Below are 18,394 nucleotides of genomic sequence, written 5' to 3'. Positions count from 1 at the left end.
ACTTTATTTTTTATATTTTGGTTTGGAGCAACCTAAAATTTCTTTAGAAAAACATACGTATATGGATATTTTTGCGTAAGTTTGCAGTTCAAAACAACAATTCAGACAACAATGCCGGAAATATCGATTCGCGGACATGAAATGCCAGAGTCACCGATAAGGAAACTAGCCCCATTGGCAGCTGCAGCAAAGCAATGTGGAATAAAAGTTTACCATCTTAATATCGGTCAGCCCGATCTGCCAACACCGCAGGTAGGTTTAGATGCATTGAAACATATCGATCGTGACATACTTGAGTATTCACCTTCACAAGGGTATTTGAGTTATCGTGAAAAATTAGTCGATTACTACAAGAAGTTTAATATCAACGTAACTGCCGATGATATTATAATCACAGCAGGCGGAAGCGAAGCCGTGCTGTTCGCTTTCATGTCATGTCTCAATCCTGGAGACGAAATTATTGTGCCGGAGCCGGCTTATGCCAATTACATGGCTTTTGCTATATCTGCAGGTGCAAGAATACGTACCATAGCGACAACAATAGATGAAGGTTTCTCACTGCCGAAAGTGGAAAAGTTTGAAGAACTCATCAATGAGCGCACACGCGCAATCATGATATGCAATCCTAACAATCCCACAGGATATTTGTACACCCGGCGCGAAATGAACCAAATACGGGATTTGGTGAAAAAATATGACCTTTATTTGTTCTCCGATGAAGTATACCGTGAGTATATCTATACGGGATCACCATATATCAGTGCCTGCCATTTGGATGGTATCGAACAAAACGTCATACTGATAGACTCTGTTTCCAAACGATATTCAGAATGCGGAATACGCATTGGCGCGCTCATAACTAAAAACGAAGAGGTACGGGGAGCCGTTATGAAATTCTGTCAGGCGCGCCTATCCCCACCGCTTATAGGACAAATTGTAGCTGAAGCATCGCTCGATGCTCCTGAAAATTATTATCGTGATGTCTATGATGAGTATGTGGAACGGCGCAAGTGTCTTATTGACGGGCTAAACAGGATACCGGGAGTTTACTCACCTATTCCAATGGGAGCATTTTATACCGTTGCCAAACTTCCAGTGGATGATGCTGAAGAATTTTGCCGCTGGTGTCTTTCAGATTTCAGTTATGAAGGAGAGACAATAATGATGGCTCCTGCAGCAGGCTTCTATACGACACCTGGTGCAGGCATAGATCAGGTACGTATAGCATATGTACTCAACAAGGAAGACCTGAATCGTGCACTGAAAGTACTTCGAAAAGCTCTTGAAGCCTATCCAGGCCGACGTAAGGATGAAGATAAAGTATAAAAGAGAATAGATAGAAAAGTGAATCTTCCTTTATTCATAGCTAAAAAAATATATAGCAGTAATGACACCGGTACCAAAGTCAGCCGACCGGCAATACGCATAGCAACGGCAGGGGTGGCAATAGGTCTTGCTGTGATGATAATCACCGTTTCTGTAGTTATAGGATTCAAACATACCATCCGTGACAAGGTTGTGGGATTTGGCAGCCATATCAAAATCGAAAACTTTCTCAACATACAGAATACAGACAGCCACCCAGTATGTATTGATGACAGCATGATGAAAGTATTGACAGAAATTGACGGTGTAGCCAGAGTGGAACGTTATGCCATTACACAAGGAATATTGAAAACGGAAAACGACTTTCTTGGCATATCATTCAAGGGTGTAGGGCAAGAATACGACACTACATTTTTACACAATAGTCTTGTTGATGGCAAAATACCAACTTTCAGTGATAACAAGAACAGTGGTAGTCTGCTCATATCACGCATCACTGCTGACAAACTCAGGCTTAATGTTGGTAGCAAAGTCTTTGCTTATTTCATATCGGATAACGATATAAGAGTCCGCAAATTTACAATAACAGGCATATACGACACAGGAATGACACAGTTTGACAATTCACTGTGCCTTACCGATATTTACACCACTATACGATTAAACAAGTGGCAGACTGATATGTGCAGTGGAGCTGAGTTGCAAGTAACGAACTTTGAACAGTTGGAGAAGACGGCTCAATGCGTAGAAAACGTGGTAAACAGGACTGTTGACAGATATGGTGAAACACTCACATCGCAAACTGTCTACGAAGCATATCCGCAAATATTCTCTTGGTTAGAACTGCTTGACATCAATGTATGGATAATATTAGCTTTAATGACATGTGTTGCCGGATTTACCATGATATCCGGACTCCTGATTATAATACTCGAACGCACCCAGATGATAGGTGTCATGAAAGCCCTTGGAGCAGCTGACAGCACTGTGCGTCACACATTTTTGTGGTTTGCTGTGTTTATCATAGGACAAGGGCTTCTATGGGGCAACATCATTGGTATTGGATTAGTTGTATTGCAAATACAGACAGGATTGATAAGCCTTGATCCTGCTACTTATTATGTAAACACGGCCCCAATGGAAATAAATATTCCTTTGATACTATTAATTAATACTGCAACATTATTAATCAGTATTACCGTACTGATAGGTCCCAGTTATCTTATATCTCATATTCATCCTGCCAAATCTATGAGATATGAGTAAATATTGCACATTTTATTTGGAATTGTGCAAGAAATAGTTTATCTTTGCACACAAAAACGAATATTGTGCAATGACACTGAATGATAGTTTTAATTCATATATAGAAAAAAGCATTGTTCTCAATTGGCATCGTGACGCACTGACAGATTATCAGGGTATAACACTACAATATCATGATGTAGCAAGAAAAATAGAGAAGTTGCATATACTGTTTGAAAATAGTGGTGTAGTAGCAGGTGACAAAATTGCCATCTGTGGAAGAAACAGCGCACATTGGGCTGTAGCTTTCCTTGCCACACTGACATATGGAGCGGTATCGGTACCTATACAACATGAGTTTAATGCAGAGCAGATTCACAATATTGTAAACCATAGTGAAGCCAAAATGCTTTTTGTAGGTGATGTGGTAGCCAAGATTATAGAGTCGGATGTGATGCCAGAACTTGAAGGAATCGTTTATATACCTGACTATTCCTTAATGACATCCCGTTCTGAACGACTCAGCTTTGCCCGTGAACATCTCAACGAACTTTTCGGAAAGAAATATCCCAAGGCTTTCCGAAAGGAGCATGTGAACTATCACAAAGATAGCGCAGAAGAGCTGGCTTTGATAAACTACACCAGTGGTACTACAGGATTTTCAAAGGGTGTAATGTTGCCTTACAGGTCATTGTGGAGTAATTTGGATTTCTGCATGAGTGCGATAGGCACGCATGTTGCCCAAGGCAGCAATACACTCAGCATACTTCCTATGGCTCACATGTATGGAATGGCAATAGAATTCTTTTTCCCGTTCTGTCATGGATGCCACCTTTATTTCCTCACCCGTTTGCCTTCACCTGCAATAATAGCACAGGCATTTTCTGATGTACATCCGGCAATTGTCATATCAGTGCCACTTATAGTTGAAAAAATTATACGCAAAAAGGTCTTTCCACTGATACAGAACAACCGCATGAAATTGCTATTGAACATGCCGGTCATTAATAAAAAGGTGAAACAGAAGATATGCGAACATGTCTACAACGCATTTGGAGGTAATGCATATGAGGTTGTGGTAGGAGGAGCTCCACTCAACCAAGAGATAGAATCTTTCCTGAAAAGCATAGACTTCCCTATCACTGTAGGATATGGCTCGACAGAATGCGCACCCCTGATAACATTCAGTGATAAAAATGATTTTGTATCAGGTAGTTGTGGTACACCCGTATCAAACATGGAAGTCAGGATAGACAGCAGTGATTCGGAAAACATACCAGGCGAAATAGTCACAAGGGGCATGAATGTCATGTTAGGTTACTATAAAAATCCTGAAGCCACTGCCGAAGTTCTTGACAGCGACGGATGGTTCCATACTGGCGATTTGGGTACAATGAGCCGTGACGGTCATGTATTTATACGTGGACGTATAAAAAATATGTTACTTGGCGCTAACGGTCAAAATATCTATCCAGAGGAAATAGAAGATAAATTGAACTCTATGCCAATGATCAATGAAAGTATCATTGTACAAAAAGAAAACAAGTTCATAGCTTTGGTACATCCCGATTATGACGAAGCACATAATATGGGATTCACCAATGAAGATTTGGAAAGTATTATGGAACAGAACAGACAGGACATCAACTCTACACTGCCTGCATACAGCAAGCTGTCCGCCATACGCATACACGAAAGCGAATTTGAGAAAACTCCCAAGAAAAGTATAAAAAGATATTTATACAAGGACATTCCATAGAAGTCTTCTGTCTATTGAATATTGCACAACAGTAAATATTGTCTATTATTATGGAACAAATATCTAGCTTCAACGCTATAATAGAAAAGAGCATCACTGAGAATTGGATGTTCGATGCACTGACAGATTATAAGGGTCCTACCCTTCAATATCATGATGTGGCACGAAAGATAGAAAAGCTGCATATCATGTTCGAGAACAGTGGGGTAAAGCGCGGAGATAAGATTGCATTGTGCGGTCGCAATAGCAGCAATTGGGCTGTAGCATTTTTAGCCACACTGACATACGGTGCAGTGGCTGTTCCTATACTGCATGAATTTACGGCAGACCAAATTCACAATATAGTAAACCATAGCGAGGCAAAGTTACTGTTTGTAGGGGATGTGGTGGCAACAGTCATTGATCCTGTGAAGATGCCGGCATTGGAAGGAATAATCAATATCCCCGACTACTCACTGGCTGTATCAAGAACAGAAAAGCTGACATACGCACGTGAACATCTAAATGAGATATTCGGAAAGAAGTATCCGAAGTATTTCAGAAAAGAACATGTGCATTACTACAAGGAGTGTAGCGGAGAAGAGCTGGCAATGATAAACTATACCAGTGGTACAACAGGATTTTCAAAGGGTGTGATGATACCCTACCGGGCATTGTGGAGCAATTATGATTTTGCCGTTGGCGTATTAGGGAAAAAGATAAAACGCGGTGATAATGTCATAAGTATATTGCCTATGGCCCATATGTACGGAATGGCCTTTGAGTTTATATTCGAGTTTTTATATGGTTGCCATGTATATTACCTTACACGCATACCTAGCCCCGCTGTCATTGCGGCGGCCTTTACTGAAATAAAGCCAACCGTTATCATTGCAGTACCACTTGTAATAGAGAAAATTATACGAAAGAAAGTTTTCCCTAAAATACAGAACCACCGCATGAAGTTGCTGCTCAATATGCCTGTTATCAGCAAGAAAGTGGAACAAAAAATATGCGAACAAGTCGTAGCGGCATTTGGAGGAAATTTCTATGAAATAATCGTAGGCGGAGCTGCATTCAGCCAGGAAATAGAAGTTTTCCTCAAGCAGATAGGATTCCCTTATACCGTTGGCTATGGAACGACAGAATGCGCTCCAATCATCTGTTATTCGGACTATCATACCTTTGTGCAAGGCAGTTGCGGACGTCCTGTGGTGCACATGGAAGTAAAGATAGACAGTTGTGATCCTGAGAATACACCTGGTGAAATTTTGACAAGAGGGTTGAATGTTATGCTTGGTTATTTCAAAAATCCCGAAGCTACGGCTGAGGTTCTTGACAAGGACGGATGGTACCATACAGGAGATTTGGGTACAATGGATGCGGCCGGAAATGTATTCATCAAAGGCCGTTCAAAGAATCTGCTTCTCGGTTCAAACGGACAGAATATTTATCCGGAAGAGATTGAAGACAAGCTGAATTCCATGCCAATGGTAACAGAGAGTATCGTCGTTCAACGTGGTGAAAAACTTGTTGGTCTAGTATATCCTGACTTTGAAGAGGCTGGCAATATGGGTATGGGAATCCCTGAACTGAAAAGCATCATGGAACAGAATAGAAAAGACATCAACAATGTTCTTCCGTCATATTCAAAACTGACTGAAATTGAATTATGCGACAAAGAGTTTGAAAAAACGCCGAAGAAGAGTATAAAGAGATTTCTTTATAAATAAAATCCATGCAATCAGATTGTAATCATTCGCTCTCCATTTCCGAAAAGTTGTATTGTGCCGGCATTGATTTTATGATATGCAAATATGAAATAGACAATCAAGAATAACAATAATACACGTTGATTCTTGATTTTATACTTGCATACCATAAATCTGACTATTCCCGATAAGAATCTACCTTTCTTCCATAAGAAGCGCTTTTCTTATACGGCTAAGTGTTTCGGGAGTCATCTGAAGATAGCTCGCTATATGAACCAAAGGAGCTCTCAATACAAGTTGCGGATGATGCTTGGCAAATTTAATATATCTGTCACGGGCAGTTTCAAAACGCAACATATCTGCATGCAACTGGCTTTGTATGAGCGATTCTTCCAGTATTTTACGATACAATATCTGAATATTCACACTCCTCATGGCCACCTGCTCAAGCTGAAGTTTGGGTAAGGCATATATAACAGTTGGTTCAAGAGCTACTATTTGCATTCGTGTCGGCTCTTCCTTGAACAGACTTTCAATAGACATTACTATATAGTTTTCCACAGCCATATACTCTGTAAGTTCCTGACCGTTTTTATGATAGAACTGCCTTACCAGCCCTTTGACTATCCAATAGATATGCCTACATGTTTCTTTCTCGCAGAGTACTTTCTCACCCTTTGCAAACTTCATAGGGACAAGAATATTCTCGAGAACATCAAGTTCATCGTGTGTCATCGTACTGTAGCGTCGGGCAAGTTCGCGAGCTACGTCACGTTTTGTCAATCCGATATTATGCATTTTATTTCCTCCTTTAGTTTATTGCAGTTTGTTATTCTAATTTCAATACAGCAAGGAATGCTTTCTGCGGAACTTCTACATTGCCTATCTGTTTCATGCGCTTTTTTCCTTTCTTCTGTTTCTCAAGCAACTTTCGTTTACGACTGACATCACCTCCATAACACTTTGCCGTCACATCCTTCCGCACGCATTTTATCGTTTCGCGTGCAACAATCTTTGCACCTATGGCAGCTTGGATTGCTATATCAAACTGTTGTCTTGGTATGAGTTCTTTCAATTTCTCGCACATACGGCGCCCGAATGTTACAGCATTATCCTGATGTGTAAGGGTAGACAAAGCGTCAACAGGCTCACCGTTGAGCAATATGTCCAACTTGGCCAGCTTGGAAGGCCGAAAACAGTCTATATGGTAATCAAACGAGGCATATCCCTTGGATATGCTCTTTAGCTTATCATAAAAGTCTATTACAATCTCACCAAGAGGTAGCATAAAATGCAGTTCTACTCTGTTGCCACTCACATACTGCTGGTCCATTAGCTCTCCGCGCTTGTCAAGACAAAGGGTCATAATAGGACCGATATAGTCGGCCGAAGTAATTATTGAAGCCTTGATATACGGTTCTTCTATATGGTCAATCAGCGTTTGGTCGGGCAATCCCGATGGATTGTGCACCTCTTTCACACCACCCTGCTTGTCATAACACATATATGAGACATTGGGCACTGTAGTGATGACATCCATATTGAATTCACGATCGAGACGTTCCTGGATAATCTCCATATGGAGCAATCCGAGAAAACCACAACGGAATCCGAATCCCAATGCGATTGAAGACTCAGGCATGAAAGTCAGTGAAGCGTCATTAAGACGCAACTTTTCAAGAGATGCGCGCAAGTTCTCATAATCAGACGGATCAATCGGGTATACTCCTGCAAATACCATAGGCTTTACTTCCTGAAAACCCTCTATACCCTTGTCGCAAGGTCGGACAATATGCGTTATTGTATCACCGACTTTCACTTCCTTGCTGTCCTTTATTCCACTTATTATATATCCCACATCTCCGGTTGACAGTTCCTTGCGAGGTATCATCTCCATCTTCAGAACTCCCACTTCATCTGCGGTATATTCCATTCCCGTATTAAAGAATTTCACTTTGTCCCCCTGCCTTATCACACCATTCTCAATCTTGAAATAGGCAATGATTCCACGGAACGAGTTGAACACAGAGTCAAATATAAGCGCTTGAAGAGGAGCGTCGACATTGCCTTCCGGATGGGGAATACGTTCGACTACCGAATTGAGCACCTGCTCTATACCTTCACCGGTCTTGCCGCTGGCTCTTATGATATCCGAACGTTCACATCCTATCAAGTCAACAATCTCGTCTTCCACTTCATCCGGCATTGCGCTCGGCATATCAATCTTATTGATTACGGGAATTATCTCCAGATTGTTGTCTATCGCCATATACAGGTTGGATATTGTTTGCGCCTGTACCCCCTGAGTGGCATCCACAACCAATAGCGCCCCTTCGCAGGCAGCAATACTGCGTGACACTTCATATGAAAAATCGACATGCCCCGGAGTATCAATGAGATTGAGTATATATTTCTCCCCCTTGAATACATATTCCATCTGAATAGCATGGCTCTTTATTGTTATTCCACGCTCACGCTCAAGATCCATATCATCAAGCATCTGACCTCCGGTAACCTGTATGGTCTTTGTAAATTCAAGCATACGGTCGGCAAGTGTAGACTTGCCATGATCAATATGGGCTATTATACAGAAATTTCTTATATGTTTCATCTACGTGCTATTGCTTTGAAGACGCAAAGTTAACAAAAAATAGACTAAATTCAAAATAAAAGAGAAACAATTTCGACATAAATATCCAATTATTCAAGCCAGGCACATGAGCCGAAAAGTTTTTATATAAATAAAGATAAATATCTGCGATTAAATGCTTATTTTATTGTACTTTTGCGATGATTATGGAAAAAATAATACTCGGTATAGACCCCGGAACAAACATAATGGGCTATGGACTGTTGAAAGTTGTGGACAACAAGGCCCGACTGATAACTATGGGAGTCATAGACTTGCGCAAGTTCAGCGACCAGTACATGAAACTCGGTCACATATATTCTCGCGTAACGGGCATAATAGAAGCATATCTCCCCGATGAAATGGCCATCGAAGCGCCATTTTTCGGCAAAAACATACAGTCGATGCTGAAACTCGGCAGAGCACAGGGCACGGCCATTGCCGCTGCCATATGCCACAGTGTGCCTATACACGAGTATGCTCCTATGAAAATCAAAGTGGCCATCACCGGGCAGGGCTTGGCATCAAAAGAACAGGTCGCGGGAATGTTGCAGCGGATGTTGCATATACCCGACAATGAGATGTGCGATTTTATGGATGCAACGGATGCACTTGCCGCTGCCTACTGCCACTATTTGCAAATGGGCCGTCCCGAGTCACAAGCCAATTACAATGGATGGAAAGACTTCGTAAACAAAAACCGTAACAGGGTATGCAACAGACAATAATAGATATAAGACAAGGGATACCCCGTATGCCGGAATGGCGGATGAACGAGCCGGTAGATTTTGCATTGTCTGACGGTGAACATATCGCGATAGTCGGGCCGAATGGAGGAGGGAAATCCATGTTGGTGGATATCCTCACCGGAAAACATCCGCTTATCGGTAACGGACCTATATACGACTTCCGCCCAAGCAAGAAAAGTCTTGTTTCAGACAATATAAAGTATATCACTTTCAGAGATACGTACGGTGATGGCAACAGCACGTATTTTATGCAGAAACGATGGAATCAGCAAGAGATAGACGAAAGCATGCCCCCCGTCAGCAAATTGCTTGAAGAAGCCTACATGCTGGCAGATACGGATAGTACCGAACGGCGGCAACTTCAAAAGCATCTCTACGACCTTTTCTCCATAAGCCATCTTTCGGACAAGAATGTGGTGATGCTTTCGAGCGGAGAAATGCGCAAATTCCAGATAACCAAGGCACTACTTTCAAATCCGAGAGTGATGATAATGGACAATCCTTTTATCGGACTGGATTCGGAAACGCGTGACCAATTGAAAGATTTGCTTGATTCACTTTCAAAAGAACATGCTTTGCAAATCGTTTTGGTATTATCTAAAACAGATGACATCCCGACTTTCATAACGCATGTCATAGAGGTCAGCAAAATGCATGTCCATCCGAAAGTGCCCAAAGATGAATATCTCTCTATTCACAGCAATCCACACGCAAAACATGTCTTGGACAGCATTAAAGCAGCTGCCATTGCCGAACTGCCATACAAAGACTGCAAATACCGTACAGACCGTGTGGTACAAATGAATGACGTAACCATCAGTTATGGCAACCGCATCATATTGAACAAACTCAACTGGACGGTGAAAAACGGAGAGCGATGGGCTTTGAATGGCAAAAACGGCTCAGGAAAGAGTACACTGCTTTCACTGATCTGCGCAGACAATCCGCAGAGCTACGCCTGTGATATCGAATTGTTCGGCCATCCAAGAGGCTCAGGAGAGAGCATTTGGGATATAAAGAAACACATAGGCTACGTGTCCCCGGAAATGCACCGTGCATACTTGCGCGACCTTCCCGCCATACACATTGTTGCAAGTGGCCTGAAAGACTCTGTCGGTCTGTATGTCAAGCCCGCCCAATCGGAATATTCAATATGCCGATTGTGGATGAACATCTTCGGGCTTGAAGGCATGGAGAGCACCTCATTTCTTAAAATGTCGAGTGGCGAGCAACGCCTCGTACTGCTTGCACGTGCTTTTGTAAAAGACCCCGAGCTCCTTATACTCGACGAACCGCTCCATGGACTTGACGACACGAACCGCTGTATGGTGAAGGACATCATCAATTTGTTTTGTCAGCGCAGGAACAAAACCATGATTATGGTGACACATTATGACGAAGAGCTGCCCGAATGCATCAGTCACAGACTGTCCCTCACACGGCATATATGAATATATGGCAATACCTTACTCTCCGGCAGTTACTTCTATGAGACATTAACATAAAAAACATATAAAACACGGAATATATGAAAAAGATTTTTTTTGCAGCCATCCTCTGCTTTCTTGCAACTGCAAAGACTGTGGCTCAGGACATTTACAACGAGATAAGAAACAAATCCAATGCAGCCATAGAGAATCCGCTCACAGACGGGATGATAAAACATATAAATCAATTTAAGGTAGATGCTCTCGACTATATGCTGATAAAAATGCGTGAGCAGATGCCCGACTCAACAGCCTTGTTTCTCGACAAACAGGCCTTTGCCATGAACAATTTTGTAAATGTCTATATACAGAAGATATTGGAATACAGAGACAAGCCACAGAATGTACAGGAGAAGATTATGCAACTGTTCATGGATGCTTCGTTCTCCAACCCTCTATTCAACGATACCGATACCGAAATAACACTTTGCTACTATGCCAGTGGAGACTGTATCACACGCTTTTCTCTTGACACCGACTGGCGACGCGCGTCAGCAGCCGTGGCCATGATGATGAATAAAGAGGATTTGTAATCCGCAAATCCTCCAGGTCGTCAGCACGGATATTGACATTCCCATACTGTGCGATTATCATTTCATGTATTTGTAATACCACCAATAGGTACCTGCATACTGCCCGAAAACCTTTCTCTTGCGGGCTGCCTCCGTTTTATATTGGCGCTCCAAAGCCTGCATATCATTAAAGTCAGTGTCCATTACTACATTATGATATACCAAAGCCGGATTGGAACGCTGGTGAGTATACAATATCAGTGCCTCACGGTAATGTCTTGGCAGACTGTCATCTATTTCATAAAACTTCGGCAGATGATATATGAAAGAATCAAGATTGCGGTCTATCAGGTATCCGCACAGTATATAGTCACGAACGGCATCCGTAGCCAGATTATGCTTTATCAGTCCTTTCAGAAACGTCAATGCCTTAACGGGACGGGACGGTTTGGCCCCAAGAAACTTATAGATACTGTCATTGGGATATATTATACAATGTGCACCATCTTCAGACGGTATGATATCATCGCTGGTCCCTGCCACAGGATATGTGAACAGTTCGTCCCCAAGCCTTCCTGACCGTGCCAATGCATAAATACGCAACATGGTCAGATCGGAATCTGTCTCGAGCGATTTTTTGCCCGTTTCGAGTGCTTTGTCTATATCGCGTTCCATCAGGCACCTCTCCACATGCATGCGATAATGAAATACCGAATAGCTGTCGCTCGCTATTCCGACAAAAAGAAGCATCACCGTCATAATCATTATATTGATCCACATCGTACGTGAAAAAATACCTACAGCCGAAGCAGGTGCCTCATAAAACCGATACTTCTTCAATATCCCGGCCACGCCAAACCACAACAACAAGGCCAACGGTCCGAACCACAACCAATGGTTACTACCCAAACCGCATACTATCTCCGGCCCGATATCCGTTATTATCGCCAAGATAAGGAGAGACGGAAAATATGTCAACGCATGGTATTTGCCATTGAATCTGCAGAAAACAGAAATGCCGAGCTGCAACAGAAACAATGACAGCGTTATCACCAAAGCCCCTATCAACCTGTCATAGCGTGTGACTCCGCCACTAAGGATATGCTGGGCGACGGAAAGCATGTCAACCTGATAGAAATACAGGTAGACAAATGAAAACAAACAAAAAACAATAGCACATGCCGCCTTCACGACGACCGTGCTATTCTTGGTATTCGGGGTGTTATAGTTCATAATAAAGAATGCCTTTGCAATACATCCAGAATCAACATAATTATATATCAGTTACGTCTCAGTACTACTGCCGAACGGGCCGGGACATAAAGTTTAAGCCACTCCTTACGGTCGCTTACATACATCGGATCGAACACTGTCATGTGCATCACCGTATCGTCGGCAAGACCATTCCCGCCAAACTCTTTGGCATCCGTATTCAGCACCACCTCATACGAACCTGTAGGCACAAGAAAACCGTAGTCGGTAAATGACCTTGTGGGATTGAAATTGAATACAAATATCAGTTCACCCCTGCTGAAAGCCAATATCTGGTCTCCGTCATTATGCCATATCTCCTGCACCGGTTTGTTCTGGAAGTTCCTTATACTCGTGATTACTTTCAACATCTCACGGTCAAAATCGCCAAGATAGTGATAGTCAAGTTCCATGTTGTCGACAAGATTCCACTGACGCCGTGCATATTTGTAGCTCCATCCGTTGCCTTCGCGCGGGAAATCAATCCACTCCGGATGGCCGAACTCGTTGCCCATGAAGTTGAGATACCCGCCGTTGATGGATGCCGCGGTCACAAGTCGTATCATCTTGTGCAAGGCGATGCCGCGGTGGGCCACATCGTTTTCGTCGCCTTTCTTGAAATGCCAATACATATCGGCATCTATCAGCCGGAATATTATCGTTTTGTCGCCTACAAGAGCTTGGTCATGGCTCTCGCAATAGCTTATAGTCTTTTCGTCCGGACGCCGGTTCTTCACCTCCCAGAATATGGAACTCGGCTTCCAGTCCTCATCCCTGAGTTCCTTTATTGTCTTTATCCAGTAATCCGGAATGTTCATTGCCATACGGTAGTCAAAACCGTATCCGCCGTCTTCAAACTTTGCCGCCAGTCCCGGCATACCGCTTACTTCCTCGGCTATCGTGATGGCATAGGGATTCACGTCATGTATCAGCTTGTTGGCAAGTGTGAGATAGCAGATGGCATTGTCGTCCTCATGTCCGTTGAAATAGTCGGCATATCCGCCAAAGGCTTCACCCAGTCCGTGACTGTAGTATAGCATCGATGTCACACCGTCAAAACGGAAACCGTCAAAATGATACTCCTCAAGCCAATACTTGCAGTTGGACAACAGGAAATGCAGCACTTCATCCTTGCCGTAATCGAAGCACAGGCTGTCCCATGCCGGATGTTCACGCCGCTCTCCGGGATAGAAGAACTGGCACGGGTCGCCTGCCAGATTGCCAAGCCCCTCCACCTCGTTCTTCACGGCATGCGAGTGCACGATATCCATTATCACAGCTATACCGTTCCGGTGGGCCGTATCAATCATCTCTTTCAGATCCTCGGGTGTGCCGAAACGGCTCGACGGAGCGAAAAACGAACTTACATGATATCCGAACGAACCATAATACGGATGCTCCTGTATGGCCATTACCTGTATGCAATTGTATCCGTCCTTTATCACCCGTGGCAGCACATTCTCGGTAAACTCCTTATATGTGCCCACCTTCTCTGCGTCCTGTGACATTCCCACATGACATTCGTATATGAGCAGTGGCGACTTGCTGGGCCTGAAGTTTTTCTTCTTGAACACATACGGCTTCTCCGGGTTCCATACCTGTGCCGAGAATATTTTGGTACTCTCGTCCTGCACCACGCGGCGGCACCATGCAGGAATCCTTTCGCCCTCACCGCCATTCCATCTGACCTTCATCTTGTACAAGTCACCATGCTTGAGTGCCTTGGCGCCGAGTTTCAGCTCCCAGTTGCCAGTACCCTCAATACGTTTCATCTTGTATTTCGGGTTCTCCTGCCATCCGTTGAAATCGCCTATCAGATATATCTCAGTGGCATTAGGCGCCCACTCGCGAAACACCCATCCTCTTGCTGTCTTGTGCAGTCCGAAATACAGATGTCCGCCGGCAAAGTCAGACAGTGTCTTCCTGCCTTTTCCCGTCAGCCGGCTTATCCTGTTCACCGCATTTTCATGACGTCCGCGTATGGCGTCCTCAAACGGTTCGAGCCATGAGTCGTTTTTCACCAGGCCTATATGTTGTGTCTTTGTCGCATCCGCCGTCTTTGTCTTGCGCGCAACTTTTGACACCGTCTTCTTCGTGGTATCTTTTTTTACTTCTGCCATGATGTCGTACTATGCTAAAACCTTGAATATAGCCTTTTTGATTTCCGGCTCCGGCGATATGCACGGGGCGTGTCCGTCCTGTGGAAAGAAGATTGCGAACATGCCCGGACGGCATGTCACATAGTTGTCGGCAATCACACCGGGCATCTTGGTGATATCCTTGTCCTCGTTATATTCCGCATCAGGCAGTGCGCACAGCGGAGTATATCCGTATGTCTCGGGCACCGACAATGGTATCTGTATGTCGATCATCTTCTTGTGAGTCTCCATCACCGCCTCTTCCGGTGTCTTTCCTTTTGCCGTGGTTATGTTTACAAATAGGTCACCGCCCTTTATCTGAAGCTTGCCTTCCTCAAGTTCATTGAGACTGTTCGCTGCGAGAAACTCTGCCACATCCTTGAACAGCGGGTTCAAGGACTCGTATTTGCTGAAATTGTCAAGTGTGTCGATTACCATAATAGCATGAATGATTTATTTTTAACTTATGTTTGTTTTTATATTTCTTTTATGTGAAAATCCGTTTCTATATCGCATACACATGCGATAAGACATGATTTGTATTTCTTTACTCTATTTGTCCAATTGCCTCTTCCCGCGAAAATATGTACCCCGGGCCGTAATATTGCCGTTGCGGTCCTTCTCTACAAAGCGTCCGTCCTTCAGATCGTCCACATACGTACCTTCAAAACGGTTTCCGTCCTTGTCTTCCTCTATGGCCGCCCCGTTGCGCTTGCCGTTCTTGAATGTGCCTTTAAACTTTGAGCCGTCCGCATACCTGGCTACTCCCGGACCGTCTATCTTGCCGGCCTTGAACTGTCCTTCAAACACGTCCCCGTTCTTCATCGTGAGTTTCCCCTTGCCGTTAGGCTTGTCGGCTTTCCATGTGCCGGAATACGTATTGCCGTTTTTCCATACCAGTGTGCCCTCGCCTTGCTTGTCGCCTTCAAAAAACTGTCCGGTGTATTTGTCTCCGTTGGCATAGCGGCACACCCCCGTGCCGGTGCGTTCCCCCTGGACATAGGCCCCTTCATACACGTCACCGTTTTTAAACTTGTATATTCCCATGCCGTTCTGTATGTCATCTTTCCATTGGCCGGTATATACATCTCCGTCGGCATAATGGAAAGTGCCCTGTCCGGAACGGCGGTTATCCAGCCATTGGCCGTCATATTTTGAGCCGTCGCCCCAATCGAACACCCCCCGGCCGCTCTTCTTGTCATTGACCCAATCACCTTTGTAGTATGCGCCTCCGGCAAAGGTATAGGTGCCCTTTCCGTTGCGGTGGTCCTGTTTCCATTCACCGTCATAGCGGTCACCGTTGTAATAGTACATCACACCGTGTCCTTGCTGATAATCACGAAACCACAAGCCTACATATTTGTTGTTGTTGGCAAAGTAATAAGTCCCCTGACCGTGTTGCTGATCCTGAAACCATTGCCCTTCGTATTTTTCGCCGTCGGCAAACGTGTATACACCGAAGCCCTGGCGCTTTCCCTTGACAAAGTTCCCCTCGTACCAGTTTCCGCTTTTATAAACAGCCTTCCCCTTGCCTTGAGGTTTGCCTCCGGACATCTCGCCCTTGTATTCGGCTCCGTCTTTTGTCGTACATGTCCCTAACGTTATCTTTTGGGCGGCTGCCGTCGGACAGGCCATGACCAGCAGTATGGATATGAATTGATATTTAAACTTCTTATGCATAAAATTAATACGTTGCAATGCCAAAATTACAAAAAAAAGTCAATATGGCAAAAAAGATTAGATTTTTTAACTGAATATACCTGCATAATTTATAACTTTGCAGAGTTTTTCATGCTCTGTCATGAACACACTCGGAAACTTGATGAAACATGTCCTAAAAATCAGCATCACATGAAATTTATCGGAATAATTCCCGCCCGATATGCCTCCACCCGCTTTCCCGGCAAACCGCTGGCTATGCTCGGCGGAAAATATGTAATAAGAAGAGTTTACGAACAGGTGGCCCGCGTGCTGGCTGACGTATGTGTAGCCACGGACGACGAGCGTATAGCCAATGCTGTCAAAGAGTTTGGCGGCAATGTCATTATGACCTCGCCTCACCACAAAAGCGGCACAGATCGCATAGAGGAGGCCGTGGCAAAACTCGGCACAGACCATGATGTGATAATAAACATACAGGGTGACGAGCCGTTCATCCACCGTTCGCAGATAGAAACGATATGCCGCTGTTTTGACGACAGTCGCACACAGATTGCAACACTTGGAAAACCATTTGGCTGCGACAGCACAAGCTATGATGCCATTGCGAATCCCAACTCGCCGAAAATCATAGTCGACAACCACGGCTATGCCATGTATTTCAGCCGCAGCATAGTTCCTTTCGTGCGGGGCTGCGAGCCAGGCAGATGGCCGGCGGCCTACCCTTTTCTTAAACATATCGGAATGTATGCCTACCGCCGGGAGACACTCGCCGAGATTACCGGACTCCCGCAAAGCACGCTTGAAATAGCGGAAAGTCTCGAGCAATTGCGCTGGCTGCAAAACGGATACCGCATAAAGGTGGGACTGACAGATGTGGAGACCATAGGTATAGACACACCGGAGGATCTTGCACGCGCAGAGAAGTCTCTTGCAGAGTTCTAATATGTCGAACGACTATTTCCGCTTCAAGCAGTTCACCGTGCGGCAAAACCGTTGTGCCATGAAAGTAGGCACCGACGGCACCCTGCTCGGCGCGTGGGCACGCATGCCGGTGCCGGCATCTCCACACGCCGGCACCGGGCAGCACATCCTTGATGTAGGCACCGGCACCGGCCTGATAGCACTGATGATGGCCCAAAGGTTCCCCCATGCCACAGTAACCGGCATCGACATCGACAATGATGCAGCAACCCAGGCGGAGGAGAATGTCTTGGCGTCGCCTTTCGCCACGCGCATAAACATAGAGCATCGGTCATTGCAGTGTTTGTATGACCACGCATGCCCTGCCGGCACATTGGAAGAAAGTGCCCACATTCGCAAAATGTTCAGTGCCATTGTATGCAATCCCCCGTATTTCACGGATTCGCTGGAATGCCCCGACAAACAACGGTCCATGGCAAGGCATGCTTCGTCGCTGTCGTATGACGAACTGATGCACCACTCGTCCGGACTGCTCGACCCAGCCGGAGAGCTGTCGGTAATTGTACCTTTCGACAATATGTACAAGATGAACTCCGCCGCAGCAATAGCAGGACTTCACACAAAACGTATCTGTACTGTGAAAACAACGGCCTGCAAACCACCAAAGCGCGTGCTGATGGCATTTGGAAGACATCAGGATGGAACAACCGAGACATCAGAACTCGTCATAGGAAGTGACGGATACAACAGCATGCTGTGCGACTTCTATCTGAAAATCCGTCTCTCTGCCGACACAGACCATCAAGAATGAATCCACATCCAAGCAAAGTTGTCAAAAATAAACAATACACTCAAATGTTATGATGTATCTAAAAAAGTCTGCAAAACATTTGGCCGAATAAAAAATAATTCCTACCTTTGCACCCGCAAAAACGAAAAGACAACGCGATGCGCTTGTAGCTCAGTTGGTAGAGCACCTGACTCTTAATCAGGGTGTCCAGGGTTCGAGCCCCTGCAGGCGTAC

At 44.5% G+C, this 18,394-nt stretch carries 15 protein-coding genes and 1 tRNA gene; 10 read left to right on the top strand and 6 right to left on the bottom strand.

Annotated features, from left to right (window positions below; genetic code table 11):
- Positions 1-111 precede the first annotated feature (111 nt).
- From HPS55_RS00080 to HPS55_RS00065, 4 genes are all read left to right on the top strand, one after another.
- Positions 112-1,326: a pyridoxal phosphate-dependent aminotransferase gene (locus HPS55_RS00080; RefSeq protein WP_172173201.1), complete on the top strand. Its 1,215-nt coding sequence runs from the start codon at positions 112-114 to the stop codon at positions 1,324-1,326.
- 18 nt (positions 1,327-1,344) lie between these two features.
- On the top strand, positions 1,345-2,592 hold the full coding sequence (locus tag HPS55_RS00075) for an ABC transporter permease (RefSeq protein WP_172173198.1): 1,248 nt from the start codon (positions 1,345-1,347) through the stop codon (positions 2,590-2,592).
- A gap of 70 nt (positions 2,593-2,662) precedes the next feature.
- Positions 2,663-4,330: an AMP-binding protein gene (locus HPS55_RS00070; RefSeq protein WP_172173195.1), complete on the top strand. Its 1,668-nt coding sequence runs from the start codon at positions 2,663-2,665 to the stop codon at positions 4,328-4,330.
- 50 nt (positions 4,331-4,380) lie between these two features.
- Positions 4,381-6,042 (top strand): AMP-binding protein, encoded by a 1,662-nt coding sequence (locus HPS55_RS00065; protein ID WP_172173192.1) that lies wholly within the window; start codon positions 4,381-4,383, stop codon positions 6,040-6,042.
- A 174-nt stretch (positions 6,043-6,216) separates the two neighbouring features.
- Here the strand turns inward: HPS55_RS00065 and HPS55_RS00060 are convergent, their stop codons facing one another.
- Together HPS55_RS00060 and lepA are read right to left on the bottom strand one after the other, a co-directional pair.
- Complete coding sequence (locus tag HPS55_RS00060; RefSeq protein WP_172173189.1) at positions 6,217-6,819, bottom strand: Crp/Fnr family transcriptional regulator; 603 nt, start codon at positions 6,817-6,819, stop codon at positions 6,217-6,219.
- 31 nt (positions 6,820-6,850) lie between these two features.
- The gene (gene lepA, locus HPS55_RS00055; protein WP_172173186.1) at positions 6,851-8,632 is read right to left on the bottom strand and encodes a translation elongation factor 4; all 1,782 of its coding nucleotides are present in this window, start codon (positions 8,630-8,632) and stop codon (positions 6,851-6,853) included.
- Between the two features lie 179 nt (positions 8,633-8,811).
- Between lepA and ruvC the strand changes: the two genes are divergently transcribed.
- The 3 genes from ruvC to HPS55_RS00040 all read left to right on the top strand — a co-directional run bounded on the left by ruvC (position 8,812) and on the right by HPS55_RS00040 (position 11,419).
- Positions 8,812-9,378, top strand: coding sequence for a crossover junction endodeoxyribonuclease RuvC (gene ruvC, locus HPS55_RS00050; protein ID WP_172173183.1), 567 nt, complete (start codon positions 8,812-8,814; stop codon positions 9,376-9,378).
- The gene (locus tag HPS55_RS00045; protein WP_172324638.1) at positions 9,363-10,850 is read left to right on the top strand and encodes an ATP-binding cassette domain-containing protein; all 1,488 of its coding nucleotides are present in this window, start codon (positions 9,363-9,365) and stop codon (positions 10,848-10,850) included. Before ruvC ends, HPS55_RS00045 begins: the two co-directional genes overlap by 16 nt.
- Positions 10,851-10,927: 77 nt before the next feature.
- Complete coding sequence (locus HPS55_RS00040) at positions 10,928-11,419, top strand: hypothetical protein (protein WP_172173177.1); 492 nt, start codon at positions 10,928-10,930, stop codon at positions 11,417-11,419.
- 57 nt (positions 11,420-11,476) lie between these two features.
- Here HPS55_RS00040 and HPS55_RS00035 read toward each other — a convergent pair whose 3' ends face one another.
- The 4 genes from HPS55_RS00035 to HPS55_RS00020 form a co-directional block, all read right to left on the bottom strand.
- The gene (locus HPS55_RS00035; protein WP_172173174.1) at positions 11,477-12,631 is read right to left on the bottom strand and encodes a DUF6057 family protein; all 1,155 of its coding nucleotides are present in this window, start codon (positions 12,629-12,631) and stop codon (positions 11,477-11,479) included.
- A 47-nt stretch (positions 12,632-12,678) separates the two neighbouring features.
- Positions 12,679-14,769 (bottom strand): alpha amylase C-terminal domain-containing protein, encoded by a 2,091-nt coding sequence (locus HPS55_RS00030; protein WP_172173171.1) that lies wholly within the window; start codon positions 14,767-14,769, stop codon positions 12,679-12,681.
- A 9-nt stretch (positions 14,770-14,778) separates the two neighbouring features.
- Positions 14,779-15,225 carry a YhcH/YjgK/YiaL family protein gene (locus tag HPS55_RS00025; protein WP_172173168.1) on the bottom strand — a complete coding sequence of 149 codons (447 nt, stop codon included), beginning with the start codon at positions 15,223-15,225 and terminating at the stop codon, positions 14,779-14,781.
- Between the two features lie 114 nt (positions 15,226-15,339).
- Positions 15,340-16,467 carry a phosphatidylinositol-4-phosphate 5-kinase gene (locus HPS55_RS00020; protein WP_172173165.1) on the bottom strand — a complete coding sequence of 376 codons (1,128 nt, stop codon included), beginning with the start codon at positions 16,465-16,467 and terminating at the stop codon, positions 15,340-15,342.
- Between the two features lie 171 nt (positions 16,468-16,638).
- Here HPS55_RS00020 and kdsB point away from each other — a divergent pair, with 171 nt between their 5' ends.
- The 3 genes from kdsB to HPS55_RS00005 all read left to right on the top strand — a co-directional run bounded on the left by kdsB (position 16,639) and on the right by HPS55_RS00005 (position 18,393).
- Positions 16,639-17,391, top strand: coding sequence for a 3-deoxy-manno-octulosonate cytidylyltransferase (gene kdsB, locus HPS55_RS00015; RefSeq protein WP_172173162.1), 753 nt, complete (start codon positions 16,639-16,641; stop codon positions 17,389-17,391).
- Between the two features lies 1 nt (position 17,392).
- Complete coding sequence (locus HPS55_RS00010; protein WP_172173159.1) at positions 17,393-18,181, top strand: tRNA1(Val) (adenine(37)-N6)-methyltransferase; 789 nt, start codon at positions 17,393-17,395, stop codon at positions 18,179-18,181.
- Positions 18,182-18,320: 139 nt separating this feature from the next.
- Positions 18,321-18,393 (top strand) — tRNA-Lys (locus HPS55_RS00005).
- Position 18,394 lies beyond the last annotated feature (1 nt).

This window comes from Xylanibacter rodentium, from assembly GCF_013166575.1.
In the GTDB taxonomy this organism is placed as follows: Bacteria; Bacteroidota; Bacteroidia; order Bacteroidales; family Bacteroidaceae; genus Prevotella; species Prevotella rodentium.
The sequence above is the reverse complement of the archived record's forward strand: the minus strand, read 5'-3'. Positions and strand labels throughout refer to the sequence as shown.

Bases quoted from the DNA above. Each gene is read 5' to 3' on its own strand.
- HPS55_RS00065 (WP_172173192.1), top strand. From the start codon at position 4,381: ATGGAACAAATATCTAGCTTCAACGCTATAATAGAAAAGAGCATCACT.
- kdsB (WP_172173162.1), top strand. From the start codon at position 16,639: ATGAAATTTATCGGAATAATTCCCGCCCGATATGCCTCCACCCGCTTT.
- HPS55_RS00080 (WP_172173201.1), top strand. From the start codon at position 112: ATGCCGGAAATATCGATTCGCGGACATGAAATGCCAGAGTCACCGATA.
- HPS55_RS00035 (WP_172173174.1), bottom strand. From the start codon at position 12,631: ATGAACTATAACACCCCGAATACCAAGAATAGCACGGTCGTCGTGAAG.
- HPS55_RS00020 (WP_172173165.1), bottom strand. From the start codon at position 16,467: ATGCATAAGAAGTTTAAATATCAATTCATATCCATACTGCTGGTCATG.
- HPS55_RS00030 (WP_172173171.1), bottom strand. From the start codon at position 14,769: ATGGCAGAAGTAAAAAAAGATACCACGAAGAAGACGGTGTCAAAAGTT.
- HPS55_RS00010 (WP_172173159.1), top strand. From the start codon at position 17,393: ATGTCGAACGACTATTTCCGCTTCAAGCAGTTCACCGTGCGGCAAAAC.
- HPS55_RS00040 (WP_172173177.1), top strand. From the start codon at position 10,928: ATGAAAAAGATTTTTTTTGCAGCCATCCTCTGCTTTCTTGCAACTGCA.
- HPS55_RS00060 (WP_172173189.1), bottom strand. From the start codon at position 6,819: ATGCATAATATCGGATTGACAAAACGTGACGTAGCTCGCGAACTTGCC.
- HPS55_RS00070 (WP_172173195.1), top strand. From the start codon at position 2,663: ATGACACTGAATGATAGTTTTAATTCATATATAGAAAAAAGCATTGTT.
- ruvC (WP_172173183.1), top strand. From the start codon at position 8,812: ATGATTATGGAAAAAATAATACTCGGTATAGACCCCGGAACAAACATA.
- HPS55_RS00045 (WP_172324638.1), top strand. From the start codon at position 9,363: ATGCAACAGACAATAATAGATATAAGACAAGGGATACCCCGTATGCCG.
- HPS55_RS00025 (WP_172173168.1), bottom strand. From the start codon at position 15,225: ATGGTAATCGACACACTTGACAATTTCAGCAAATACGAGTCCTTGAAC.
- lepA (WP_172173186.1), bottom strand. From the start codon at position 8,632: ATGAAACATATAAGAAATTTCTGTATAATAGCCCATATTGATCATGGC.